The organism is Listeria sp. ILCC797 (genome assembly GCF_900186185.1).
Lineage (GTDB): Bacteria > Bacillota > Bacilli > Lactobacillales > Listeriaceae > Listeria > Listeria goaensis.
The window spans coordinates 1-25,443 of the sequence record NZ_FYBS01000014.1 but is presented as its reverse complement, the minus strand read 5'-3'; the positions used below and the strand labels follow the sequence as shown (position 1 = coordinate 25,443).

Below are 25,443 nucleotides of genomic sequence, written 5' to 3'. Positions count from 1 at the left end.
TGTTTTGATACAGAAGGAGAGAATTATAATGGGAAAATATTTTGGAACGGACGGAGTTCGCGGCGTAGCTAATCAGGAATTATCACCAGAACTTGCTTTCCGCTTAGGACGCATGGGGGGCTACGTTCTAACCAAACATGTGGGAGAACACCCAAGAGTATTGGTAGGAAGAGACACACGTATTTCTGGGGAAATGTTAGAATCTGCACTTATTGCAGGACTTGTTTCTGTAGGAATTGAAGTCATGCGTTTAGGTGTTATTTCAACACCAGGAGTTGCTTACTTAACACGTGCACAAGGTGCTTCAGCCAGTGTCATGATTTCCGCATCACATAACCCAGTTGAAGATAACGGCATTAAATTCTTCGGCTCAGATGGCTTCAAGCTGTCCGATGACCAAGAACTTGAAATCGAAGAACTACTTGATCAAGAAAAAGATGAGCTTCCGCGCCCGAGTTCTGACGGATTAGGAACAGTGAGCGATTATTTGGAAGGAAAGCAAAAGTATTTACAATTCTTGAAGCAAACGGTTGACCAAGACTTTTCAGGTGTCCTTGTAGCCCTGGACTGTGCAAACGGAGCCACATCTAGTTTAGCGAACCATTTGTTCGCAGATTTAGAAGCAGAAACGGTTTCAATGGGTGCCTCGCCAAACGGTTTAAACATTAATGACGGCGTCGGCTCAACACATCCAGAAAGTTTAGCTGCATTTGTAAAAGAAAAAGAAGCAAATGTTGGCTTAGCATTCGACGGTGATGGCGACCGCGTCATTGCAATTGATGAGAACGGCGAAATTGTCGATGGCGACAAAATCATGTTTATTTGTGCTAAATATTTAAATGAACATGACTCGCTCAACCAAAATACAGTTGTCTCAACGGTTATGAGTAACCTAGGTTTCTATAAAGGATTAAAGGAATTGAATATCGCGGATGTGCAAACGGCTGTTGGTGACCGTTACGTCGTCGAAGCCATGCGCGCTGGTGATTATAATCTTGGCGGGGAACAATCCGGTCATATCATTTTCCTTGACCATAATACAACGGGGGATGGTTTATTATCAGGCATTCAACTTATCAACGTGATGAAAGCAACAGGTAAGAAATTATCGGAACTTGCTAGTGAGATGCAAACTTTCCCGCAAAAATTAGTGAACATTCGTGTGACAGATAAAAATGCGGTAGAAGAAAATCCTAAAGTAAGCGAAGCAATTCGTCTCGTTGAAAACGATATGGGAGATAACGGACGCGTTTTAGTTCGTCCTTCAGGAACAGAACCACTTGTTCGCGTAATGGTCGAAGCCGAAACAACCGAAAAAACTGAAGCTTATTGCGAACAAATTGCAAGTGTTGTTCGCACAGAAATGGGCTTAAACTAAGTAACCTAAAAATCCCGTTATCGATTGCGATGACGGGATTTTTATGAAAGAAAGGATTTTTTTGTTGCAAAAATTACGCCAAGTGGCTGCAAGTTTCACAATCATGATCGGTTTCGCCCAACTATATAGCTTTTCTAGTGCCGTGTACGGCTATTTCATGAGCGACGCTGGAGATTATAACTTTGTGTGGAATTACTGGATTATCGGCCTATTTGCGCTACTCCTAATTGTGAGCGGAGCCGTCATGATTCAAAATGATATTTTCCGTTTAGCAGTAGCTGTCGTTCTACTAGCCTACACAGCGTTCCAAGCATTCTCAGTTTATTTTTACCAAATTCAACCTCTACTTGATAAAACAGAAGATATTCAAGGGCCATTTAATTACACCAATTCCATCTTGGCTGTCATTAGTCTCGTACTATTTTTTATCTTTATTTTTAACAAAAAAGGGCAACTTAGTACAGAGCTCAATCAAAATGAAAATTGGAAACGAAAATGGCTGATTACAAGTATTGTCTTTTTAGTAGCAAGTGCAGGGCTCGCGATTTGGCTAGCGGTCATTATTATTCAACATTTTCAAAACCCTAAAGCGAGTGATGCATACATTTTTACAAATGACTTTGATGCACTGTTTGCTTGTGTGAGCGCACTTCTCTTACTGATAGCGGCAACATCGAGCTTAAAACGAGGCTCTTACTTCATGGCTGGAATCGTGCTCGGAATCGGTTTTTTATATTTGGTCAACTATACTTGGTTCGAACAATGGATGACTTTTGCGATAAAAAACGGGTATGACCTTGCCAAAAATGAAAATCGCTTATTCGGCATCCAATTTGTTGTGGGTGTTTCCAGTTTTCTTTCAGGAATATTGATTTTGATTGGAAGAAAACGTTAAAAATTCTGTTTTTTTGAAGTAAAACTACTTATTCTGTGTCTAATAAGTGAATTTTGCCACAAATCTATTGTGACTTTGCTTGAAAATGCTATACTGAACTAGAAAGTATATTATTGAATTTAGGGAGGAATTGTTTTGAAGAAAAAGGGTATTGTTAGCTTAATTTTAATTTTCGTAATGTCCATCTTTTTAACAGCATGTGGAAATGACCGTGTAGAGCCTAAGGAAGCAGCAGAAATTACTGTTAACGCGCTTGTGTACGGAAAAGACACAGACAAAGTAAAAGACGTTTATGGGGAAGACGGAACAGACACTGAAAAAGAGTTTGAAGAAGGTTTTAAAGAAAGCTTTACATCCACTTTAGCACGAATGACAGGTAGCGCTCTAGATATCGACAAAGAAGTGGATGACTTATATAGTGCGCTACGCAACCGTGTGAAAGAAAAAGCAACATATACGACAAAAGTAACCAACGACGATAAAGAAAATCCTGAAATTACTTTTTCCGTCAAAGGTCTTGATATGAAGGCCGTTCAACAAGGGTTAACAACGGAATTACAAAAAGAAGTTATAGCGGATCCATCACTAGCTACTGATAAAGATAAACTTGTTAAGAAAATGCTTGAAGTTTATACAGAGCAAATCAAAAAAGCAGATGTCGTATCAACACCAGTAGATGTCAAACTTAAACTTGAAGTTAATTCGAAAGATGAAAGCGAATGGAAAATAAGTAATCAAATTGCCTTTGTCCAAAGTTTAATGAAAGCTTTCTACATGGGTGGTATGTAAAACTAAGAAAAATGGAAATCAATTATGATTTCCATTTTTTTTGATTTCTGGGAATATGTATATACCAATTCCTCTTAATTGGCTTAACAAAATGCTTGACCAACTATACAATTTAGTGTAGAATGATTTTGTTTCCTTGAAAAAAGGAAAGGAGGATCGTTTAAAACTAAATAAAAGCGCCAGAACTAATTGGACGGAACTAGCCGCTAGTGAAACTCTAGCTTGCTATGAAATTAGTTGACGAGGAGGAGATTAATCGAAATTTCGGCGGGAGTCTCCCGGCTGTACATGCAGTCGTTACGCTTTAGCTACAAACCATTTGGGCGACCAGATGAACAGAGCGCTAAAGAGCATGTGTTTTTCTCCAAGGAAACGAAAAATTTTCGGGGAGGGCAAAAATTGGATTCGTCTGCCCTTTTAACTATTGGAGGATAAAAGTATGTGTGGAATTGTTGGATTTATTGGAGAAAAAAATGCGAAAGATGTGTTACTAAACGGACTAGAAAAACTAGAATATCGTGGCTACGATTCAGCTGGAATTGCGCTTTTAGACAAAAATAATGTGTATGTTGTGAAGGAAAAAGGTAGAATTGCTGACCTAGCTAAAGCAGTAGCAAACGAGGCATACGGAGAAATCGGAATCGGGCATACGCGCTGGGCAACGCACGGGAAACCGAGTCATGAGAATGCGCATCCGCATCAAAGCCCGTCTGGTCGTTTTACGATGGTGCATAATGGCGTCATTGAAAACTATTCCCTTTTAAAAGAAAACTATTTAAAAGAGGCGATTTTCAAAAGTGACACCGACACAGAAGTTATCGTTCAATTAATTGAGAAATTCGCAAATGAAGGCTTAGCGACGCAAGAAGCGCTTCAGCAAACGCTTGCGCTCCTACAAGGCTCCTATGCAATTAGCTTAATTGACAACAAAGACAGTCAAACGCTTTATGCAGCTAAAAGTAAAAGTCCGCTTCTAATCGGCAAAGGAAATGGCTTTAATATTATTGCAAGCGATGCGATGGCAGCTTTAAAAGAAACCGACGAGTTCATTGAGATTATGGACGGAGAAATGGTGATTTTAAAACGCTCTAGCATTCAAATCTTAAATCTTGAAGGGGAAGAAATTGAGCGCGCGCCTTACACCGCAACAATCGACGCGACAGACATTGAAAAGGGCACTTACCCACACTATATGTTAAAAGAAATCGATGAGCAACCGGCTGTCACACGCCGCATCATTCAGTCGTATCAAAATGAAGCTGGCGATCTTACCGTGGATGAAGCTATCCTAGACGCGATTTTAGCATCCGACCGCGTGCACATCATTGCGTGCGGCACAAGCTATCATGCTGGCCTAGTTGGAAAAAATCTAATTGAAAAGTTGGCGCACATTCCAGTAGAAGTCCATGTTTCCAGTGAATTTGGTTATAACATGCCACTCCTATCCGAGCGCCCGCTATTTCTATTTATTACGCAAAGTGGGGAAACGGCGGACAGCCGTCAAGTTCTCGTGAAGGTGAAGAGTATGGGCTATCCAACGCTAACGCTTACGAATGTGGCAGGATCGACACTCGACCGTGAAGCGGACCATGCCATGTATTTGTTCGCCGGTCCCGAAATTGCCGTAGCTTCTACAAAGGCGTATACCGCACAAATCGCGGTTTTAAGTGTGCTGGCGGTTACACTTGGTCGGGCGAAAGGGATTCAAGACGCCAAAGAGTTGAATCTTGCTGCCGAGCTTGGTATCGTAGCGACAGCCATGGAAACGATGGTCACTTCAAAGGAATTAGTTGAACATATTGCAGGTGAGTTTCTCGCAACTACACGGAATGCTTTTTTCCTAGGAAGAAGTGTTGACTATTTTGTCGCGATGGAAGCGGCCTTAAAGCTGAAAGAAATTTCGTATATTCAAGCAGAAGGGTTTGCGAGCGGCGAGCTAAAACACGGAACAATCGCACTTATTGAGGACGAAACGCCTGTTTTAGCGATTATCACGCAGGAAAATATTAATTGGAATATCCGCGGAAATGTCAATGAGGTTTTAGCACGCGGAGCAAATGCTTGCGTATTTGCGATGGAAGGCCTAGAACAGCCTGGAGACCGTCTTGTAATTCCGCAAGTCCATCCGTTATTAACTTCACTTGCTAGTGTTATTCCGTGCCAATTGCTCGCTTATTATGCGGCACTCCACCGCGGATGCGATGTGGACAAACCACGTAATTTAGCGAAAAGTGTTACAGTAGAATAAAGCAAAAGGCTTCCAAAAATTGGAAGCCTTTTTAATTTTCATCTGATGGTGGAACGTCTTTTTTAAATCCTTGAATAATAAAACGGGCGCCGGTCACAAAATCAACAGCAGCCATGCCGGCAATCACGTAGGCAAAAAAGCCCCAACCACTTGTATTTACTTGTTGTATAGCGAAATAAACGAATACGATACCTAAAATAATGTAAAGTAATCCTTGTAATAAAAAACGTCGATTCATATCCCTTTTTTACCCCCAAAAGAAAAGACTTAAGATTATAACGAAAGAATTCATTAAGATATGTGCAAACATCGGAACAATAATGCGCTTTGTTTTCGTATACAGATAACAAAGAATAAGACCAATCAAGAAGTAAGAAAGTAAATATTGTATGTCACCATGTAGAAGGGCAAAAACAAACGAACTAATAACCGCCGCAACATGAATATTTATAATGTTTGCCAGTCCTCCGTACAACACTTTTCGAAATACTAACTCCTCTAAAATCGGACCGAGGATGCTGATAAAAATGAGGAAGATAGGCGCTGTTTTGGAATAGCCTAAAAGGTCTGCCGTATTTTCTGACCCACTAGGTAGGCCGGCAAAAATGGTAATGACAAAAACCGCCACGTATTGAGCAACAAGTAAAATGAAGAAGCCACCTACGGCCCAAAGAATGCTACTTGGAAGTCCCGCTTTTTGTCCGGTAGCAATTTTATTAAATTCAGGCTGGTTCCGAAGAAGCAACCAAATAATACATAATGAAGCGATATTTGCAAGAATACTCCAAATTACGACGGATAGATTTGCAATTTCAGTTTTTGAAGCTGAGCTAAATGAGTTTAAAATGGCCGCAACAAGAGGCACACCTAAAATTCCAGAAAATAGTAGAATAAAATAACTTATAATAATAGTGATATATCGTTTTGCCAAAAAACCGCTTCCTTCCAAGAAACCTAATGTTTCATTTCAATTCTGTTCTATTGTACTAAGAAATAGGTGGCAGTTGCAAATAAGAAAGAAATTTTAATAAAAACGAGCCCTTTATACTTGCAATTTTAACCTATTTTGACTAATATAAGAATTGTGTTAGCACTCAAGTGTATCGAGTGCTAAAAAGATTCAAGGAGGTTATGGAATTGTTAAAACCATTAGGAGATCGCGTTATTATTGAAGTTGTAGAGGCTGAAGAAAAAACAGCGAGCGGGATAGTTTTACCTGATTCAGCGAAAGAAAAGCCACAAGAAGGTAAAGTTGTCGCAGTAGGCTCTGGTCGAATTCTTGATAACGGTGCAAAAGAAGCGCTAGAAGTTGAAACAGGCGACCACATTATTTTCTCCAAGTACTCTGGGACGGAAGTAACCTTTGAAGGAAAAGACTTATTGATTATCCGCGAAAGCGACATTTTAGCAGTAATTAAATAGAATTTTGGATTAAAACGGAGGTATTGACTTATGGCAAAAGATATTAAATTTAGTGAAGACGCTCGTCGCGCAATGTTACGCGGCGTTGACCAATTAGCGAACGCAGTAAAAGTAACGCTTGGCCCAAAAGGACGTAACGTCGTTCTTGAGAAAAAATTTGGTTCACCTTTAATCACAAATGATGGTGTTACAATTGCTAAAGAAATCGAATTAGAAGATGCATTCGAAAACATGGGAGCTAAACTTGTTTCTGAAGTGGCATCTAAAACGAATGACGTTGCTGGTGATGGAACTACGACGGCAACAGTTCTAGCTCAAGCAATGATTCAAGAAGGTCTTAAAAACGTAACAGCTGGCGCCAATCCTGTAGGCATCCGCCGCGGAATTGAAAAAGCTGTTGCAACAGCAATTGAAGAGCTTAAATCGATTTCAAAACCAATTGAAGGAAAAGATTCCATTGCGCAAGTTGCTGCTATTTCTTCTGGTGATGAGGAAGTTGGGAAATTAATTGCCGAAGCGATGGAACGAGTTGGTAATGACGGAGTTATTACGATTGAAGAATCAAAAGGCTTTGCAACTGAACTTGATGTTGTAGAGGGGATGCAATTTGACCGCGGCTATACAAGTCCGTACATGGTGACTGATTCTGATAAAATGGAAGCAGCACTCGAAAAACCATATATTTTAATCACAGATAAAAAAATCTCTAATATTCAAGAAATTTTACCTGTCTTGGAGCAAGTAGTACAACAAGGGCGTCCGCTTCTCATTATTGCAGAAGATGTTGACGGCGAAGCACAAGCGACTCTTGTTTTAAACAAACTACGCGGAACCTTTAACGTGGTAGCAGTTAAAGCGCCTGGTTTTGGTGATCGTCGTAAAGCAATGCTTGAAGACATCAGTATTTTAACTGGTGCACAAGTGATTACAGAAGATTTAGGTCTTGAACTTAAATCAACAACGATGGAACAACTTGGAACTGCTCAAAAAGTAGTTGTAACAAAAGATGATACGACAATCGTTGAAGGAGCTGGCGATTCCGACCAAATTGCGGCACGTGTGAACCAAATTCGTGCGCAAATGGAGGAAACAACTTCTGAATTCGATAAAGAAAAACTTCAAGAACGCCTAGCAAAATTAGCTGGCGGTGTAGCTGTCATCAAAGTTGGTGCCGCTACTGAAACGGAATTAAAAGAGCGCAAACTTCGTATTGAAGATGCGTTAAACTCCACGCGTGCAGCTGTTGAAGAAGGTATCGTATCCGGTGGTGGTACGGCCCTTGTAAATGTCTACAATAAAGTAGCTGCTATCGAAGCAACTGGCGATGAAGCAACTGGTGTGAAAATTGTACTTCGCTCGCTTGAAGAACCAGTTCGTCAAATCGCGCACAATGCCGGCTTAGAAGGTTCTGTTATTGTTGAACGCTTGAAAGGCGAAAAAGTTGGCGTTGGTTTCAACGCAGCTAACGGCGAATGGGTCAACATGATTGAAGCTGGTATCGTGGATCCAACAAAAGTAACGCGTTCTGCGCTTCAAAATGCCTCTTCTGTTGCAGCTCTACTTCTTACAACTGAAGCAGTAGTCGCTGATCAACCAGAAGAAAACGCTCCTGCAGTACCTGATATGGGCGGCATGGGTGGAATGGGCGGTATGATGTAACTAGCCCAGCTATTTACAAGCTGCCTACTAAGAGATCTCCTCGGAGGTCTCTTTTTTTGATTAAAATCTTGATTCCCGCACCTTTCCAAGTTAAAATGAAATCAAAGCCATAAAAGGAGAGCGAAATCATGCAAAAAAGATTTACATGAAATAAAAGCTAGCAAGTTCACTCTAAGTAAAAGTTAAAACAAAAGGAGTGAACGGAAATGACGATTATGAAGACGGATTTATTAATTTTTGGATGGAAAATACAATTAGAAAACAATTTGAAGATTTATCAAAGCGTAGAAGATGTTTATTTGGTTGTAGATGAAGACGATGATGTACTCCTAAAATTTAGTTGTACAGAAAAAGAAATTTCACTCATTCGAACCGATTGGAATAACTTTGTTCGCGTTACGGCAGATAAAGAGCTTATTTTAACGAAAAGAAGTCGTATGGATTAAAAAAAGCCGGCAGATGCCAGCTAAAGTTAGGGAGTTTAAAGGTTACAAGTTCAAAGCTTGTAACCTTATTTTAGCGCAATTTTGTAAAGCCATTATGAACGATAGGTTGATTTCTAGTAAAGAAATGGTCAAAAAAACTCAGGTTGTAATCGCTTACTAATTATGATACACTATAGGAAATTAATGGATTGTGACTGGTAAAGCAGGCAAAACCCGTGTTAGTACATACTGTTTGTTTAGGAACGCAGTGTGTCAACTAATACGGGTTTTATTTCGTGCAAAAGGAGATTTTTCAGATGCTCATTACAAAAATTTTAAATAACAATGTTGTTTTTTCAGTCAATCAAGTGAAAGAGGAAGTTATCGTCACAGGACTTGGCGTGGGGTTTAATCGGAAAATTGGCGATACAATCCCGACAGAAAAGATTGAGAAAATATTTACAACAGACAATGACCCTTCGAACAAACAACTTATTCAGCTTCTGGAAGAAATACCATTTGATTACTTCTCGTTGGCAGATGATATTATTTGCTATACGGAAAAAGAACTCGGAAAATCATTAAATAAGATTATTTATGTCACGTTAACCGATCATATCCATTACGCTGTATCACGTTTTAAACAAGGCATCTTTTTTGAAAATCGGTTGCTTTGGGAAATAAAAAAGTTTTATCCGGAAGAATTTGCTATTGCAAAAACATGTTTGGCGCGAATCAATGAGCATGCGGATGTTGACTTGCCAGAAGACGAAGCGGGTTTCATGGACAAACTAGGTTTATTCCCACAAGCAGAAGATGTGATTCGTGAAATGGCCGAATTTACAAAAAGGTAGCTTAGAACACCGTTTTGCAGTATGATAAAGAAAAATGGAGCAAGCGAGGTGCTAGCATGAAACAAATTATTCCTTATTTTACGATGGACAACTGCGCAGAAGCGGTTTCTTTCTACCAAACCGTATTTGGGGGCGAAATTCTGCACGCCTCCTACGGAAAAGATGTCCCCGGGTTTGAAAAATTCCCAAATAAACTCATCCACGCCGAACTGCACATTGCTGAAAATTTAGTCCTTTTTTTCAACGATTTACAACTCGGCGAAATGACTCACGGGAACACGCTAATCATTGGGCTAGAATGTGATTCAAACGAAGAACTTCTCCGCTATATGGAAATACTTCAAATTGGCGGACGCGTCGAAATGGAAGTCGCGAACATGTTTTGGGGAGCGACACATGCCAAAGTGGAAGACAAGTTCGGTTACATGTGGGAATTAAATTATACACATGTTTAATAGCAAACTCTCTTTTGCAAAGCAAAAGAGAGTTTATTTCGTGTTCATTTAACAAAGGAAGGAGGCATAAAAATGAGCGTTAAGTTAGAAGAATTACTTAAATTACCATCTTTACGAGAAGCAAAAGTGGTCGCCGGAAAGACCGGGCTAAAAAAATTAGTTTCTTCCATATCCGTTTTAGAACATACCGATGTTGAAATTTTGGAAGACGCGTTATTCGATAATGATGAATTTTATGGCAGTGAAATTGTGATTTCCGCCTTTATCAATATAAAAGATAATGTGGATGCTCAGTGCAATATGATAGAAAGGCTACATCATGCAGGCGAAGTGGCATTAATTCTTTACTATGTCGGTATTTTTATGCCAAAAGTAGATGAGAAATTAATCCGATTAGCCAACAAACTGGATTTCACGCTTATTGTTATGCCTGAAAATGAAATGACGCTCAGATATAGCGAAGTGATTTATGAAGTTGTAGAAGCAATCGTAAAACAAGAAATGCGCGTCACCCATTTTGCAAGTGAACTTCTCGAACAAATTTCAAACTTACCAAATAATCAGCGAAATATTGATACAATGCTTAAAATTTTAACAGACCGCACCCGTTCTTCGATTGTGTTAACCGATAATTCAGGCGAAATTGTACATGCCGTAACCTGGCCGCGCATCAATACGATTGCTTTAGACAAAGTAATCCACCTTCCTATTACAGAAAGAATCGAGCAACATGACCAGCTGTTCATCACGAAACGACCACTTATGCAAGATGGTATTAAGATGCTACAGCTTTTTTTGATTAAAGAAAACGAAGCTTTGACGGAGGAGCTCGCCGCACAAATGACGGAAGTGGTTCAAGTCTTTATGAACCTTTGGGGTGAAAAATATAGCGAGATTAGCACGTCTGAACTTGTGAAAGCGATCTTAAATAATGAGAGTGTCAAAATGCGTCGCCTAGCGAAAATCCTAGGAATTGATGTGGCGAGCATTCAAACCATGTGGCTTATCGAAGCACAAAATGCGCAAGCAAATGAACAAGCACTACAAAAAATTCAGTCTTACTTTTCGGCCCATTTCCAAGTTTCGCTCGTTGATTTTCATGATGATTTCATTGTGGCGTTAATGGATAATAGTTTAACGCAAGGGGAGTATGATGAACTGGCGAAGCATTTGCTAAAAGAGCTAGACGTCCAAATTATTATATGCGGTGGGCAGGAAAACACGACTGATGTGCAGCAAAGTTATGCGACAGTTTCAAGCTATTTTGAGGCCGCGAAAATCATTTATCCACTTAAAACCATTTTTTCTATTCAAGAAGTGATGTTTGCTGCAGAATGCTATGAAATTGTCAACAGAGGTGAAAGAGCCATTTCTGAGCAGCTTAAATTGGTACAGCCTCTCTTCCAAATGCAAAGTCAAGGTGAAGAATTATTACAGACATTGGCGGTTTTTCTACTTGATACAGAAAACAATATGGGAAAAGCAGCAGACGTTTTATTCCTTCACAAAAACACAATTAAGTACCGCTTAGCACGGTTACATGAAATTTTGCAATATCCGGTCACTAAACTTCCAGAAAGCTATAATCTATACACATCTGTTGCTATTTGGCGCTTACTTCAGGAAATGAACCAAACGTAAATTTTAAATAAAATAAGCTTTCGTTGTCCAATTGAACAATGAAAGCTTATTTTATTTTGTGTTTTTAACAATTACAACAGTATAACGTTTCTATATAATAAAAATATTAAAAAAATTGGAGGTACAAAATCATGACAAACAAGAATTTAGAACAAGCCCAGTCGTGGGGAAGTCTAGCTTTTGTATGGACTGGCGCAATGATCTGTGTACCTGCCCTCTTGGTAGGTGGAACGTTAATTGGAGGTATGCCTTTCTGGGAGGCGATTCTAACCGCTTGTGTCGGTTATGGAATCATCGTCTTATTTATGATTTTTCAAGGAATCCAAGGGAGTGATTTAAAACTTCCGACTGTGAAAGCGGCAGCGCAAGTTTTTGGTGAGCAAGGTTCTAAAAAAATCATTTCTATCATTTTAGCTATCGCTTGCCTCGGTTGGTTTGGTATTCAAGCCAATGTTTGTGGCGTTGCGTTTTCAGGTTTCTTAGCCGTGTACGGTATTGATTTTCCTGTTTGGCTGGCATCGCTCATCTGGGGGATTATCATGCTGTTATCTGCCTTATACGGAATACGAATTTTGAATATTTTAAATTATGTTGCGGTACCGATTCTATTAATCGTTTGTCTATACGCCCTTATCACTTCGCTACAAAGCGGGGGCTTAGCTCAAATTACAAACTATACGCCGAAGACGACATTACCGTTTTTATCTGGCTTATCTGTAACAGTCGGGTCATTTGCGCTTGGTGCAGTTATCGCTGGGGACTATGCGCAATATACAAAAGGACGAGCAAACATTATGAAAGCCGCTATTAGCGGAATCCTGCCATCTGGCATTTTGATGATAGGCGTAGGCGCAATTCTTACTTTAACTTCAGGAACAGCCGATATTACATCTGTTTTTAATGAACTAGGTATGCCCGTTTTAGGCGTTGTAGCCTTAATTCTAGCTGCTTGGACAACTAATGCCGTCAATGCTTTTTCTGGCGGAATAGCGATTGTCAATGTCTTTAATATTTCTAAAAAGCGCGAAAAAGTAGCAGTTGCAATGGCTGGCGGAATAGGCACACTCTTAGCTGTTTTTGGCATTTTAAACTATTTTATCCCCATTATGTCAGTCCTCTCCGCTATGGTGCCGCCAGTCGCAGGAGTCATGATTGCCTCTTACTGGATTGTTCAAAAAGGAGATCCAAACAAATGGCAACTTGTAGAAGGTGTAAACTGGCTAGGCGTTCTAGCTTGGTCTGTTGGTGCTGTATTTGCAGCACTCCCAGTTATTTTCTCCTTTTTCCCTGAAACGTTGCCACAGTTACCGAACCAACCGCTAATTGGGATTGTTATTTCGCTAGCCCTTTATCTTATTGGACAAAAGCTAGTTGGAAATACAGCCCAAGGAAGCGTTAAGAAAAATTATTAAGCGTTGGAGGAATGATGATGCGTTATTTAGACGAACAAGCAATTGAAGATATTGCAGTGGGTGCTGCATTTTTAGGAACAGGCGGGGGCGGAGACCCCTACATCGGAAAAATGATGGCCCTTTCGGCAATCAAAAAATATGGCCCAGTCGAGCTTTTATCAACAGAAGAAGTAGCAGACGAAGATTTTTTTATCCCAGCAGCAATGATGGGTGCGCCTTCTGTCTTGATTGAAAAATTTCCAAAAGGCGACGAGTTTACGCGCGTTTTCCAAAAGTTAGGCCGCTATTTAGGGCGAGAAGTAAAAGGAACATTCCCGATGGAAGCGGGCGGGGTCAATTCAATGATTCCAATTGTGGTAGCTGCTCAATTAGGTTTGCCGCTAATCGATTGTGACGGAATGGGACGCGCGTTTCCTGAACTCCAAATGGTGACTTTCCATTTGCACGACATTCCTTCGACACCAATGGCTATCACAGATGAAAAAGGAAATATTGGCATTATGGAAACAATTGACAATAAATGGACGGAGCGCCTAGCTCGTGTTTCGACAGTTGAAATGGGTGCCAGCTCATTGGTTAGCATTTATCCGTGTACAGGAAACCAGCTTAAAACGGCTAGTGTGAAAAATATTGTGACGCTCTCTGAAAAAATTGGTCGAATCATTCGTTCCAACCAACAAGATGAGCAAGTGAAACTAAACGAGCTTTTAGAAGCGACAGGGGGCTTTCACTTATTTGATGGCAAAATTGTTGACGTTGAACGTGGCACAACGGGTGGATTTAATCGCGGCTGTGTGACCATTGAGGGCTTACATGCATATGCAGACCATCAAGTGAAAATCTTTTTCCAAAATGAAAATTTAGTCGCCGAAATGGACGGCAAGCCCATTGCATTAACGCCTGATTTAATTTGCCTTGTCGATTTAGAAACACTAAATCCAGTTACAACCGAAGGACTAAAATACGGAAAAAGAGTGCGCGTACTAGCCCTTCCTTGCGACTTGGAATGGCGTACAGCTAAAGGCATCGAAACTGTTGGCCCGCGTTATTTCGGCTACGACTATCCGTATACGCCTGTTGAGGAACTTGTTGGAAAGGTAGGGAAACTTAATCATGTATAAAATAGGAATTGATGTTGGCGGAACAAATACCGATGCCGTCATTTTAGATGAAAACTTAAATTTAATTCACAGTGTCAAAATCCCAACAAGTGAAGATATTGAAACGGGCATTGCGAGCGCATTAAAACAAGTCTTAGCAGAAACAGGTATCGACCGCAAATTAGTGACGCACGCCATGCTTGGCACAACCCAATGTACAAATGCCATCGTAGAGCGCAAAAAGCTAGCCAAAGTCGGTGTCTTGCGCCTAGGCTACCCAGCGACAGCTTCTGTCCTCCCCTACACGGCATGGCCAGAAGATATGATTGAAACCCTTTCAGGCACATATGCACTCGCCAAAGGTGGTTACGAATATGATGGGAGCGAACTTTCCGCATTTTCAGAAGCTGAGATTCGTGATGTCTTTAAAAAGTGGCAAAATGAAGTGGAATCTATCGCCGTTGTTGGCGTTTTCTCGTCACTTAAAAATGAGCAGGAAGAAAAGGTTGCTGAACTTGCAAAAGAAGTATTAGGTAGTGCCATCCCTGTTTCGCTGTCTTCCTCCATCGGCTCGGTCGGCTTAATCGAACGGGAAAATGCAACGATTTTAAATGCAGCTCTCATGAAAGTGATGGCTTTAACTTCAAATGGGTTTGAAAAAGCACTTCAACAAGAAGGGGTGGAAGATGCGGCCATTTATCTTTGTCAAAATGACGGGACGCTCATGTCGCTTGATTATGCGCGCCAGTTTCCGATTTTGACGATTGCTTGTGGTCCAACGAACAGTATTCGCGGGGCGGCGTATCTTGCTGGCCTTGAAAATGCGATGGTGCTTGATGTCGGCGGGACGACTTCGGATATTGGCGTGCTTTCAGGCGGATTCCCGCGTGAGTCTTCGCTAGCTGTTGACGTTGGAGGCGTGCGTACTAATTTCAGAATGCCAGATATTATTTCCATCGGTCTCGGTGGTGGCAGTCTCGTTCGTGAAGTAAACGGCGAAGTGACGGTCGGACCAGATAGCGTAGGTTATCAAATTACAGAAAAGGCTCTTGTTTTTGGCGGTAGCGATTTAACAGCAACGGATATTGCCGTGCGACTAGGAAAAGTCGCGATTGGAGATGCAGAACTAGTTGCGCATATCAGTCAAGAATTTGCGGAAAAAGCCTATGCGCAGATGGCAGAAATGACCGAAGACGCAATTGATAAAATGAAGACGAATTCAGGCGATGTGACACTTATTCTTGTCGGCGGGGGCAGCGTTATTATCCCTGAAGAACTAAATGGCGTTTCAAAAATTATCCGCAATCCAAACGGCGCTGTTGCAAACGCAATTGGTGCCTCCATCTCACAAATTAGCGGCCAATATGAGCAAATTTATATTTATGCCAAGCAACCACGCGAAGAAGCACTCCAAGATGCCGAAAATAAAGCGCGTGCGCAGGCAACTTTAGCAGGAGCCATTGAAAATACCATTGAAGTGGTGGAAATCGATGAAATTCCGCTCGCCTATCACCCAGATAACGCAAACCGATTGCGAATAAAAGTGGTTGGAAACTTAGTCTAAAAAACGTTTCTTTGTATAAAACGAGCAAGACTAGGCAAAATGAATGGTTGACAATCCCTTTCCATCTATGCTATAGTTACTAAGGTTATTAAACAAGAAAGAAGAAGCAACCCGCTTCTCGCCTCGTTAACGAGTGTTTTCAGGCAAAAAGTTCAATTTTTCGTTGCGCCAGTCTTGGTGTGACTTTGAATCGGCGGGTTTGCAAAGTTTGCAGACTCGCTTTTTGTATGTCTGCCGCTGGTAGACGCATGATTTGCTCTTTTCTGACTTGTTGTACCAATAAACTACGGAGGTGGCTCGCCATTAGCAAAGACATGTTGGTAAATGATGGGATTCGTGCACGTGAAGTGAGATTGATCGATCAACACGGTGAACAATTGGGTGTAAAAAGTAAATTTGACGCACTTGGTATTGCTGAGGCGGCTAATCTTGATCTTGTGCTTGTTGCGCCAAACGCGAAACCGCCAGTAGCTCGTATCATGGACTACGGTAAATTCCGTTTTGAACAACAAAAGAAAGAAAAAGAAGCCCGCAAAAACCAAAAAGTCATCGTGTTAAAAGAAGTGCGACTCAGCCCAACAATTGATGAGCATGATTTCAATACGAAGCTACGTAATGCGCGTAAATTCCTTGAAAAAGGCGATAAAGTAAAATGCTCTATCCGCTTTAAGGGTCGTGCAATCACCCACAAAGAAATCGGTCAAAAGGTGCTTGACCGTTTTGCAGACGAGTGTAAAGATGTAAGCACAGTCGAGCAAAAAGCGAAAATGGACGGACGTTCAATGTTCTTAGTCCTAGCACCACTTCAAGAAAAGTAAAAGTTTTGAGGAGGAAAATTTCATGCCAAAAATGAAGACTCACCGCGGTTCCGCTAAACGTTTCAAAAGAACAGGATCTGGAAAATTAAAACGCAGACATGGTTTTACTAGCCATATGTTTGCTAACAAATCTCAAAAACAAAAACGTAAACTGCGTAAAGCAGCAATGGTATCAGCTGGCGATTTCAAACGTATTCGTCAAATGGTCGCTAAAATGAAATAATAAAAAATAATTTTCTAAATTCTAGGAGGTAGACAATATGCCACGCGTAAAAGGCGGAACAGTAACTCGCAAACGTCGTAAAAAGGTCATTAAATTAGCCAAAGGATATTATGGCTCTAAACATACACTATTTAAAGTAGCTAACCAAGCGGTAATGAAATCTTACCAATATGCTTACAGAGATCGTCGTCAAAAGAAACGTGATTTCCGTAAATTATGGATTGCTCGTATTAATGCAGCAGCACGTCTAAACGACTTATCTTACAGCAAATTAATGCACGGCTTAAAATTAGCTGGTATTGACATTAACCGTAAAATGCTTGCTGATTTAGCTGTAAACGATGCACAAGCTTTCACTTCATTAGCTGATGCAGCGAAAAAAGAATTAGCGAAATAAATGAATAAAAGCGACTTGACACTTTGTCAGGCCGCTTTTTTTATTTTTGACGAAAATGACGCAGCTTCATTTGCAGATGCTGAAGTAACAAAAACTGCTTGCGAGCCCGTTTGATTTTCCGATACCTTTTCGGATTTTTTCGGTAAAATTGTTGATGGAAATTTTCTGCTGGCCAAAATGTACTTGCAGGCTCAATAGCAGTGACAATTGGCCGTTTATATAGGTTAGAGTCAATTAAATGCTGTTTATAATGTTCCGCAATTTCGCGTTGCTCGGCATTTATTACAAAAATAGCAGGTCGATAGTTGCTGCCACGGTCTGCCATTTGACCAAGCGCATCAGTTGGATCTGTCAATTGGAAATAAAGCGTTACAAGTTCCAAATAACTAACAATTTCAGTATCAAAAATAATTTCAACAGCTTCCGTATGTCCCGTATACCCGCCACTGACTTGCTCATAAGTCGGGTGAGGAACATGTCCGCCCGTATATCCTGACAAAACAGAAATAATACCCGGTTTCGTTTCAAACGGTTCCACCATGCACCAGAAACAGCCTCCCGCAAAGATGGCGCGTGCTTGATGGGGCTTTTTTTCGTAGTCATGAATAGAAAAATCAAAAGGTTTATTAGCATTGCCCGTTATTTTTAAATAAAAATCCGTCACATCAGGCGTTAAATTATTTCGTAAAGCAAGGGGACGTAAGCTCGCTTCAAGTTTTAAAAGCTGATTGTGAAAATTGGCTCCGTCTTCCAACGAATTTTTCGTTTTAGTTAAAAGGGAGCGTTCAAATTCGCGCGTTCCAGGATTCAAAATTAAATTATATAAGTCATTTATAATTTCTGACGGCGTATATTTCATTGAAACATCCCTCACATAGCTATTTTTATTTTGAGTGCTGCTATTGAAATGTGTATTCTGTACATTTTTAGCAGTATTTTGGATAAAAAATACATATCTTTGTCACAGGCGAAGTGTGTTTTTTATTATATAATAAAGGTGCTTTAAAACGAAATGTTCAGCTTGTTTTGAGGAATACTCGAAGTAAAGGGGCTAATTCAAATGAACAAAGTGAAGGATAGAAATTCGTTACTTGTTTTACTCGTTCTATTCATAGGCTATACGAGCGTGTACGTCGATAAGTACACAATTGGAATCTCCCTTGTGCCTGTTGCGCAAGATTTAGGCTTCGATCCCAGTCAAAAAGGATTAATTTTAAGCGCTTTCTTTTTAGGTTATACACTTTTCCAAATTCCAATGGGCTATTTAAATAACCGTATTGGCGCGCGCCCTGTGCTAGCGCTATCCATCATTATCATCGGTTTGTTTTTAGCCATTTTTGGTTTTGGCTACTCACTCTTATTTTTAGTCGTCGTCCGTTTTTTAGCAGGCTCCCTCGGACACTCCGGCTATCCGCCTTCGGTCAGCAATTATATATCGCTTCATTTTCCTTTGAATAAAAGGGGATTTGCGCAGTCAGCGATGCTCGCCTCTTCTGGTTTTGCGGCATTCATTGGGCCGTTGCTAATTGCACCGCTACTCGTTTCGATTGGCTGGCGGCATACGTATTATATTATGGGCGCAATTGTCGTTTTCATCGGCCTTTGCATCTTCCTAGTCATTCCAAAATCGACCAAGGAAGAACGCCTTTCTTACAAAGAAAAAAATAAAGTTCCTTTTTCAGAACTATTGCGTGATAAGCAACTTTGGATTTTGTTATTGTCAGCCTTTTTCATTAACGCCGCTAATTACGGTTTAACCAGCTGGCTCGCTTCTTATTTAAACGAGGCAAGAGGGCTTTCACTTAGCCAAGTGAGCTATATTAGTTCCTTAGCTGGACTTTGCATTCTTATCGCCGGAATTTTAGGTGGATATTTAATCAGTCGCTTTTTTATCGGAAAAGAACGGATGATAATTTTCGTTTTCAGTATTTTAGGTGCGTTAAATGTTTATGGCGTTTACTTGTCAAATCAATTAACCCTTTCCATTATTTGTTTATGTTTAGCCAACATTTTTCTTATCATGGCTTTCACAACTTTAATGGGATTGCCACACAAACTATTTAAACAAAGTCATATCGCAACTAAATATGCAGCTATCAACTCTGGTGGCGTTCTAGGTGGCTTCTTTGCCCCGATGGTTATTGGCGACTTAGTAGCTGCAACAAATTCCTATCAAACAGCCTTCTTATTCATGGCTCTTACCTTTTTACTATCTGGTATTATCATACTAGCAGCAAAAAGAACTAGAAACGCTGAATAAGTGAAAAATAATTTTAATAGCCTGAGTTTTGGTTAATCAAATTTTGAAATGGGCAAGACTAAGTTTTTCTTTGAACCATTAAATTAAAGAGAGTGTAATAATTAAACATGTCTATTTAATAAAAAGCAGGATATTAAGTTAAAAGAAAAGGGATAAACCTAGCAGATATGAATAGGCAATAAAACTAAAAACGCGGGAAGAATCGAAAATGATTCTTCCCGCGTTTTTTATAGTTTAATTTCAAGCTCAACCGGACAATGATCCGACCCGAGCACATCAGCATGGATTTTCGCATCAACAAGCTGACTTTCCAAACGGCTTGACACGACAAAATAGTCAATCCGCCACCCCGTATTGCGCGCCCGGGCGTTCATGCGGTAAGACCACCAAGAATAAGCACTTTCTTTTTCGGGATAAAAATAGCGAAATGTATCGGTGAAGCCAGCCGAAAGCACCGTCGTAAATTTAGCGCGCTCCTCATCCGTAAACCCAGCATTCTTCCGATTTGTTTTCGGATTCTTTAAATCAATTTCGTTATGCGCAACGTTTAAATCCCCACAAAAAACAACCGGCTTTTCTGCGTCCAAACTTTTAATGTAGTTTAGGAAAGCTTCTTCCCAAGTCATGCGGTAGGCGAGGCGCGCTAATTCAGGTTGCGAATTTGGCGTGTAGACGGTAATGAAAAAGAAATTTTCGAACTCGAGCGTAATGACGCGGCCTTCTTGGTCATGCTCATCAGCCCCAATGCCGTAAAAGACGTTTAGCGGTTCTTGTTTCGTGAAAATCGCCGTACCTGAATAGCCTTTTTTGACGGCATAATTCCAATAATCATGGTAGCCCGTTAAATCGAGCTCAATTTGACCTTCTTGCAGTTTCGTTTCCTGCAAACAAAAAATATCAGCATCGACCTCATGAAAATAATCCATAAACCCTTTTTTGACAGCCGCGCGCAAGCCGTTCACATTCCAAGAAATCAATTTCAAAAAAATCACCCTCCAAGTCTTTTTTTCATTATACCGCAGATTGCTTTTAAGATATAATATAATAACTAGTAATAAAGGGGGATTAAAATGAGATTTGTAGTACTACTACGAGCTGTAAACGTGGGTGGACACAATAAAATAAAAATGGCAGAACTAAGAGAGAGCTTAGCGAAAGAGGGATTTCAAAATGTGATCACGTATATTCAAAGCGGCAACCTCATTTTAAACGCCCCTTTCAATGAGGCCGAAGTGCGCGCCAAAATGGAACAACATCTAGAGGCGTATTACGCCATCAAAAACCCAATTGTTGTGGTGCTAAATGAGGAAGCTTATCGGTTGACGCTAGCCGAAAATCCATTTCCAATCATTTCGGAGTCGGAGCGTTTGATGATTTTCTTTCATAACGGCCATTTGCCAAATGCCAAAATTGAAACGGCGGACGCGATTTATGTGGCGAGAGGTGCAGCTATTTTTGTTAAAATGTTCACCACAAAAGTTCATGAAGTTAAGACGGATAAAGTAATCAAAACTTGGACGGAAGAAGCGGTTACTGGGCGCAATTTAAAGACGAGTGAGAAGTTGCTTGATCTTTTGGAAAAGCCTATAATGGAGTAGACAATGAATTGAAGGAAGTGTAGAAAATGAGAGAAGAACTTATTAAGCGCTTTACTACATACGTAAAAGTGGATACGCAGTCGAACGAGGAAAGCACGACTTGCCCAACAACGGAAGGTCAGCTCGAACTTGGTCGCATTCTTGTGCAAGAACTTAAAGAAATCGGTATGAGCGATGTGACGGTTGACGAAAATGGCTACGTGATGGCGACTTTACCTGCAAATACGGATAAAGATGTACCGGTTATTGGCTTTTTAGCGCATCTTGATACGGCTACGGATTTTACGGGGAAAGATGTAAATCCAATTGTGCACGAAAATTACGACGGCGGGGACATCATGCTAAACCCGAATTTGGCATTGTCACCGAAGCAGTTTCCAGAATTGACGGGCTATAAAGGGCAAACACTCATTACAACGGACGGCACAACGCTACTAGGCGCTGATGATAAGTCGGGTATCACGGAAATTATGGTTGCGATGAATTATCTTTTGAAGCACCCAGAACTAAAACACGGTAAAATTCGCGTTGCTTTTACACCAGACGAGGAAATTGGACGAGGCCCAGCGCTTTTTGATGTTGCTGCATTTGGCGCAAACTATGCGTTCACAATGGACGGCGGCCCGCGCGGACAACTGGAATATGAAAGTTTCAATGCCGCTGCCGCGAAAATCACCTTTAAAGGAAACAGTGTTCACCCCGGAACAGCCAAAAATAAAATGGTCAACGCAACAAAAATGGCGATGGAATTTAACGCACAGCTCCCACAAAATGAAGCACCAGAATATACGGAAGGTTACGACGGTTTCTATCACTTGATTTCTTTAAACAGCGAGGTAGAAGAAGCGAAAGCCACTTACATTATCCGTGATTTTGATCATTTGAAGTTTGTGGAGCGGAAAACAAAAGTTGCAGAAATCGTTTCTTCTATGCAGGAAAAATATGGGAAGGACAAAGTGGTGTTGGAACTAAATGACCAATACTACAACATGCGTGAGAAAATCGAACCCGTGAAGGGCATTGTCGATATTGCGTTTGATGCGATGAAAAACCTAGACATTGAGCCTCTTATCGAACCTATTCGCGGCGGTACAGACGGCTCCCAGCTATCTTTCAAAGGCTTACCAACGCCAAATATATTTGCCGGCGGGGAGAACATGCACGGTAAATTTGAATATGTTTCTGTTGAAAATATGGAACTAGCAACAAAAGTCATCATCGAGATGGTTCAATTATTTGAAAAACGCGCATAAAAAAACAACCGCAAATGCATGCATTTGCGGTTGTTTTTTGTTTCATAAGACAATTCAAATGGAGATTTCAAAAAATGAAAAGTTCGATTAGTTTCTTTTCCGAAGCATGTTTTGATAAACCAATTGTTTTTCTTTCAAAAAATGGATATGTTTTTCAATCTCCAGCTTTTTGCTTAGAAGCAGTTCTTCTTGGGCGTCTAACAAGGCCATCCTCGCTTCAATTGTTTGGTCCCCAAGATCTCTTAGTCGAGCATATTTCTGAATTTCGCTTAACTCCATTCCAGTTTGTTTTAAGCGGATAATGAACTGAATCCACTCTAAATCCTGTTCACTAAATTCACGGTAACCATTTTTATTTCGTTTAGGTTGAATCATTCCAAGCTCTTCGTAGTAGCGTAAAGTTGGAATTGTTAAGTCCACTAGTTTTGAAACTTCACTAATTTTATACATATTTTCCCCCTTGCTATAAAGTAGGCTTGATAGTTTACACTTAGTCTATCACAAACAAGGAGGAATTGGATATGGAAAATAATCGTTTTAAAATTGGACTAGAAAATTTGAATCGAATTGATGGTGAAGCAGGAGAGAGAGTCATTCAATCACTGGAGGAAATCGCGCCTGATATTGGTCGATATATCGTTGAATTCGCATTCGGAGAAATTTATGCTAGAGAAACTTTGACACTACAAGAGCGAGAAATCATTACAATCACCAGCTTACTCACTCAAGGAGATACTCATGATCAGTTACATGTTCATATCAATGCTGCTCTAAATGTTGGCATAACGCCAGAAAAGATTATCGAGGTCTTCATTCAGTGTATTCCTTATGTCGGCTTTCCAAAAGTATTAAATGCGGTGACCGCTTCAAAAGAAGTTTTTGTAGCTAGGAATAAGTGAAATTAAATCTATGGAAAACAAAAACGAGAAGAAGTTTGAGTGACAACTTCTTCTCGTTTTTAAATGAACTACGCATGATGTTGACGCTCTCGAACTGTTTGCACAAAGCGCTTGGCATCCTCTTGTTCCACAAGCATAGTGTATGTAGTACCGTCTAAAAGAGTAAACTTAATTTTTGGACTCATGGCCAGTAAACTTATATGTCTGGAGCAGTGGGCAATATCGTGATAAGAAAACATTTTATTGACGAAATAAGCTTCGGTTTCAGAGAAGAAAGTAACACCCGCTAAGTTGGCAATCCAAAGGCCGTCTAATTGGACTAATTCGCCTGCCACGCTGAAGGGAAAACTACCATAAACTGGCACGCTTGTTTGTTCAATTAAATTGTGCGTGAGCGCCTTCGCAATCATACTTTTATATGCCATCATACAATCAGCCTCCTCTAACCATTATAACTTTCCCGCGGATAAATCGCTATGCGGTTGTTCGCCACTTGAAATATCTCAATCGGATGTTCGTAAAAGCTCTCCATATTTTTAACCGAAAGCATCTCGCGAGTAGCTCCTTTTGCGAAAATCTCACCATCCTTAAGCAGGACGGTTTTTGTAAATTGTGGTAAAATTTCTTCAGTATGATGCGTGACAAACAGAATCGTCTTGTCGCTAGCCGCAATTTGCTCCACTTGATAAAGCAACTTTTCGCGCGCGAACAAATCAAGCCCACTACATGGTTCGTCTAAAATAAGCAATTTGGGATCCGCCATCAGTGCGCGGGCAATCAAAACAAGTTGGCGCTCACCTTGTGAGAGTGTCGCATAAACTTTGCCGATAAGCGACCCACCGTGCGCCGAGAGAAGCAACTCCTTCGCCTGATGGATATCCGCTTCTGTAAACGGCTGGTAAAGCCCGATGCTAGCATACTTACCGCTAAGTACAATTTGCTCCGCCGTTTCATACTCCTTCAGCTGATACTGCAAGGCGCTGCTCACCCAGCCAATTGATTTCCGAAGTTCAGGCAAAGAAGTCTGTCCAAACCACTGGCCAAGCACTTGTAACCGCCCGCTACTCGGCCAAATATAACCATTTAAAAGCTTTAAAAGCGTCGTCTTTCCGGCGCCATTTAAACCGAGCATTGCCCATTTTTCGCCTGTCTGCACAGCCCAATTAATATTTCTGATAATCTGTTTTTCTTCCCGAGTAAAAGTCACTTGTTGAAATTCAAACATCGTATCACCTCAATCTTTATTTTACACAATTATCTGAAAAAAGAAAGGAGAATGCGAAATGAATATAATAGAAGCAGCTAAACATTGGATGCAAGAAAAATTCGAGTCTGACCGCACTGGACATGATTTCGAACACATTATGCGCGTCTTTCGAACTGCCAAATATTTGCAGAAAAAGGAGGGGGGTGACACGCTCATCATCGAACTGGCCGCGCTTTTCCACGATTACCCTGATGAAAAACTAACTACAGACCCTGCTTTGGCTAAAGCTGAGTTAAGCGACTGGATGAAAAAATCAGGCTTAGATCCAGACACTATTAAAAAGATTATGCGCGCAGTCGAATCTGTTTCCTACAAACAAGGTGAGAATCCCGTTTTGGCAGAAACGCTCGAAGAAAAAATTGTGCAAGACGCCGACCGCCTAGATGCCCTTGGAGCAATCGGAATCATCCGAGCATTTACTTACGGCGGCGCCAAAGCCCGCCAGGCACTCGATTACCATCTCGAAAATCCAAACACAACGCTGGCACACTTCTTTGATAAGCTTCTACTATTAAAAGATAAGATGCACACAAAAACCGCAATCAAAGCCGCAGAAAAACGGCATTCCTACATGCTAAAATTTCTTTCAGAACTACAAGACGAAAAAGTTATCAAAAACAAGTAGCTTTTCCTTGAATTATTTCATTGATTATTATATACTTAAAAAGCTCAAAAAAAGAGGTTAATAAAATATAAATTTTTTATTGACGTAGCAACCTAATCATGATATGATAATTAAGTTGTCTCGAAAGAGCAATGTGACCTTTGAAAACTGAACAAAACGAAGATGAAAAAGCGATGAAACAGATGTTTCACCAATCAATTCATAGGACAGGAAACAAAAAGATGTTTCCAAAAAAAGTAAGAAACAAGCTAGCAAAGTCAA

28 protein-coding genes, 1 pseudogene and 1 other annotated feature are annotated in these 25,443 nt (G+C 40.5%); of the genes and pseudogenes, 21 read left to right on the top strand and 8 right to left on the bottom strand.

The features are described 5' to 3' along the window. The first annotated feature begins 28 nt into the window (after positions 1–28). The 4 genes from glmM (at position 29) to glmS (ending at position 5,310) form a co-directional block, all read left to right on the top strand. The gene (glmM, locus tag BN1609_RS12490; protein WP_088840926.1) at positions 29–1,378 is read left to right on the top strand and encodes a phosphoglucosamine mutase; all 1,350 of its coding nucleotides are present in this window, start codon (positions 29–31) and stop codon (positions 1,376–1,378) included. Between the two features lie 64 nt (positions 1,379–1,442). After that, positions 1,443–2,273 carry a hypothetical protein gene (locus BN1609_RS12485; protein ID WP_220387168.1) on the top strand — a complete coding sequence of 277 codons (831 nt, stop codon included), beginning with the start codon at positions 1,443–1,445 and terminating at the stop codon, positions 2,271–2,273. A 177-nt stretch (positions 2,274–2,450) separates the two neighbouring features. Next, positions 2,451–3,062 carry a DUF5105 domain-containing protein gene (locus BN1609_RS12480; RefSeq protein ID WP_088810986.1) on the top strand — a complete coding sequence of 204 codons (612 nt, stop codon included), beginning with the start codon at positions 2,451–2,453 and terminating at the stop codon, positions 3,060–3,062. Positions 3,063–3,501: 439 nt separating this feature from the next. After that, positions 3,502–5,310: a glutamine--fructose-6-phosphate transaminase (isomerizing) gene (glmS, locus tag BN1609_RS12475; protein WP_088840925.1), complete on the top strand. Its 1,809-nt coding sequence runs from the start codon at positions 3,502–3,504 to the stop codon at positions 5,308–5,310. Between the two features lie 31 nt (positions 5,311–5,341). Here the strand turns inward: glmS and BN1609_RS12470 are convergent, their stop codons facing one another. Both BN1609_RS12470 and BN1609_RS12465 read right to left on the bottom strand, forming a co-directional pair. Beyond that, positions 5,342–5,548, bottom strand: coding sequence for a YdiK family protein (locus BN1609_RS12470; RefSeq protein ID WP_088810966.1), 207 nt, complete (start codon positions 5,546–5,548; stop codon positions 5,342–5,344). A 9-nt stretch (positions 5,549–5,557) separates the two neighbouring features. Next, on the bottom strand, positions 5,558–6,241 hold the full coding sequence (locus BN1609_RS12465; RefSeq protein WP_088810967.1) for a CPBP family intramembrane glutamic endopeptidase: 684 nt from the start codon (positions 6,239–6,241) through the stop codon (positions 5,558–5,560). Between the two features lie 206 nt (positions 6,242–6,447). Here BN1609_RS12465 and groES point away from each other — a divergent pair, with 206 nt between their 5' ends. The 12 genes from groES (at position 6,448) to rplT (ending at position 17,280) form a co-directional block, all read left to right on the top strand. Further along, positions 6,448–6,732 (top strand): co-chaperone GroES, encoded by a 285-nt coding sequence (gene groES, locus BN1609_RS12460; protein ID WP_007475470.1) that lies wholly within the window; start codon positions 6,448–6,450, stop codon positions 6,730–6,732. A 30-nt stretch (positions 6,733–6,762) separates the two neighbouring features. After that, on the top strand, positions 6,763–8,391 hold the full coding sequence (gene groL, locus BN1609_RS12455) for a chaperonin GroEL (RefSeq protein WP_088825927.1): 1,629 nt from the start codon (positions 6,763–6,765) through the stop codon (positions 8,389–8,391). Between the two features lie 206 nt (positions 8,392–8,597). Continuing rightward, positions 8,598–8,837: a hypothetical protein gene (locus tag BN1609_RS12450; RefSeq protein ID WP_088810969.1), complete on the top strand. Its 240-nt coding sequence runs from the start codon at positions 8,598–8,600 to the stop codon at positions 8,835–8,837. A gap of 296 nt (positions 8,838–9,133) precedes the next feature. Further along, positions 9,134–9,670, top strand: coding sequence for a PRD domain-containing protein (locus tag BN1609_RS12445; protein ID WP_088825926.1), 537 nt, complete (start codon positions 9,134–9,136; stop codon positions 9,668–9,670). A 56-nt stretch (positions 9,671–9,726) separates the two neighbouring features. Continuing rightward, a complete protein-coding gene (locus BN1609_RS12440) occupies positions 9,727–10,125 on the top strand; it encodes a VOC family protein (RefSeq protein ID WP_088810971.1) in 399 nt (132 codons plus the stop codon). A gap of 72 nt (positions 10,126–10,197) precedes the next feature. Further along, a complete protein-coding gene (locus BN1609_RS12435) occupies positions 10,198–11,766 on the top strand; it encodes a PucR family transcriptional regulator (protein ID WP_088840924.1) in 1,569 nt (522 codons plus the stop codon). Between the two features lie 131 nt (positions 11,767–11,897). Continuing rightward, positions 11,898–13,178 carry a cytosine permease gene (locus BN1609_RS12430; protein WP_088816389.1) on the top strand — a complete coding sequence of 427 codons (1,281 nt, stop codon included), beginning with the start codon at positions 11,898–11,900 and terminating at the stop codon, positions 13,176–13,178. 17 nt (positions 13,179–13,195) lie between these two features. After that, on the top strand, positions 13,196–14,299 hold the full coding sequence (locus BN1609_RS12425) for a DUF917 domain-containing protein (protein ID WP_088810974.1): 1,104 nt from the start codon (positions 13,196–13,198) through the stop codon (positions 14,297–14,299). Next, entirely contained in the window at positions 14,292–15,842 is a 1,551-nt protein-coding gene (locus tag BN1609_RS12420; protein WP_088840923.1) for a hydantoinase/oxoprolinase N-terminal domain-containing protein, read from the top strand. The genes BN1609_RS12425 and BN1609_RS12420 overlap by 8 nt, the downstream gene beginning before the upstream one ends. Before the next feature lie 92 nt (positions 15,843–15,934). Beyond that, positions 15,935–16,076, top strand: a sequence feature (ribosomal protein L20 leader region). Positions 16,077–16,144: 68 nt separating this feature from the next. After that, positions 16,145–16,660, top strand: a complete 516-nt coding sequence (gene infC, locus BN1609_RS12410; RefSeq protein WP_088810987.1) for a translation initiation factor IF-3 — start codon at positions 16,145–16,147, stop codon at positions 16,658–16,660. 22 nt (positions 16,661–16,682) lie between these two features. After that, on the top strand, positions 16,683–16,883 hold the full coding sequence (gene rpmI, locus BN1609_RS12405; protein ID WP_007477029.1) for a 50S ribosomal protein L35: 201 nt from the start codon (positions 16,683–16,685) through the stop codon (positions 16,881–16,883). 37 nt (positions 16,884–16,920) lie between these two features. After that, positions 16,921–17,280 (top strand): 50S ribosomal protein L20, encoded by a 360-nt coding sequence (gene rplT / locus BN1609_RS12400; protein ID WP_007477027.1) that lies wholly within the window; start codon positions 16,921–16,923, stop codon positions 17,278–17,280. Positions 17,281–17,320: 40 nt separating this feature from the next. Here rplT and msrA read toward each other — a convergent pair whose 3' ends face one another. Next, the gene (msrA, locus tag BN1609_RS12395) at positions 17,321–17,887 is read right to left on the bottom strand and encodes a peptide-methionine (S)-S-oxide reductase MsrA (protein WP_255377386.1); all 567 of its coding nucleotides are present in this window, start codon (positions 17,885–17,887) and stop codon (positions 17,321–17,323) included. Positions 17,888–17,932: 45 nt separating this feature from the next. Further along, positions 17,933–18,139 (bottom strand): annotated as a pseudogene (locus tag BN1609_RS14125) (bacteriocin immunity protein); the annotation flags it as partial. Between the two features lie 201 nt (positions 18,140–18,340). Between BN1609_RS14125 and BN1609_RS12390 the strand changes: the two are divergent. Further along, complete coding sequence (locus BN1609_RS12390; protein ID WP_088810977.1) at positions 18,341–19,540, top strand: MFS transporter; 1,200 nt, start codon at positions 18,341–18,343, stop codon at positions 19,538–19,540. A gap of 227 nt (positions 19,541–19,767) precedes the next feature. On the opposite strand, the gene BN1609_RS12385 is transcribed toward BN1609_RS12390, so the two are convergent. Next, complete coding sequence (locus tag BN1609_RS12385; protein WP_088810978.1) at positions 19,768–20,523, bottom strand: exodeoxyribonuclease III; 756 nt, start codon at positions 20,521–20,523, stop codon at positions 19,768–19,770. An 87-nt stretch (positions 20,524–20,610) separates the two neighbouring features. On the opposite strand from BN1609_RS12385, the gene BN1609_RS12380 reads away from it, so the two are divergent. Both BN1609_RS12380 and pepT read left to right on the top strand, forming a co-directional pair. Beyond that, positions 20,611–21,138 carry a DUF1697 domain-containing protein gene (locus BN1609_RS12380; RefSeq protein ID WP_088840921.1) on the top strand — a complete coding sequence of 176 codons (528 nt, stop codon included), beginning with the start codon at positions 20,611–20,613 and terminating at the stop codon, positions 21,136–21,138. 26 nt (positions 21,139–21,164) lie between these two features. Then, positions 21,165–22,391 carry a peptidase T gene (pepT, locus tag BN1609_RS12375; RefSeq protein WP_088810980.1) on the top strand — a complete coding sequence of 409 codons (1,227 nt, stop codon included), beginning with the start codon at positions 21,165–21,167 and terminating at the stop codon, positions 22,389–22,391. 87 nt (positions 22,392–22,478) lie between these two features. On the opposite strand, the gene BN1609_RS12370 is transcribed toward pepT, so the two are convergent. Beyond that, positions 22,479–22,841, bottom strand: coding sequence for a MerR family transcriptional regulator (locus tag BN1609_RS12370; RefSeq protein WP_088840920.1), 363 nt, complete (start codon positions 22,839–22,841; stop codon positions 22,479–22,481). 71 nt (positions 22,842–22,912) lie between these two features. Between BN1609_RS12370 and BN1609_RS12365 the strand changes: the two genes are divergently transcribed. Further along, the gene (locus BN1609_RS12365; RefSeq protein ID WP_179946393.1) at positions 22,913–23,290 is read left to right on the top strand and encodes a carboxymuconolactone decarboxylase family protein; all 378 of its coding nucleotides are present in this window, start codon (positions 22,913–22,915) and stop codon (positions 23,288–23,290) included. A 68-nt stretch (positions 23,291–23,358) separates the two neighbouring features. Here the strand turns inward: BN1609_RS12365 and BN1609_RS12360 are convergent, their stop codons facing one another. Together BN1609_RS12360 and BN1609_RS12355 are read right to left on the bottom strand one after the other, a co-directional pair. Next, the gene (locus BN1609_RS12360) at positions 23,359–23,718 is read right to left on the bottom strand and encodes a hypothetical protein (RefSeq protein ID WP_240310407.1); all 360 of its coding nucleotides are present in this window, start codon (positions 23,716–23,718) and stop codon (positions 23,359–23,361) included. Between the two features lie 14 nt (positions 23,719–23,732). Then, entirely contained in the window at positions 23,733–24,515 is a 783-nt protein-coding gene (locus BN1609_RS12355; protein WP_088825924.1) for an ABC transporter ATP-binding protein, read from the bottom strand. A 58-nt stretch (positions 24,516–24,573) separates the two neighbouring features. Between BN1609_RS12355 and BN1609_RS12350 the strand changes: the two genes are divergently transcribed. After that, on the top strand, positions 24,574–25,182 hold the full coding sequence (locus tag BN1609_RS12350; protein ID WP_088825923.1) for an HD domain-containing protein: 609 nt from the start codon (positions 24,574–24,576) through the stop codon (positions 25,180–25,182). Positions 25,183–25,443 lie beyond the last annotated feature (261 nt).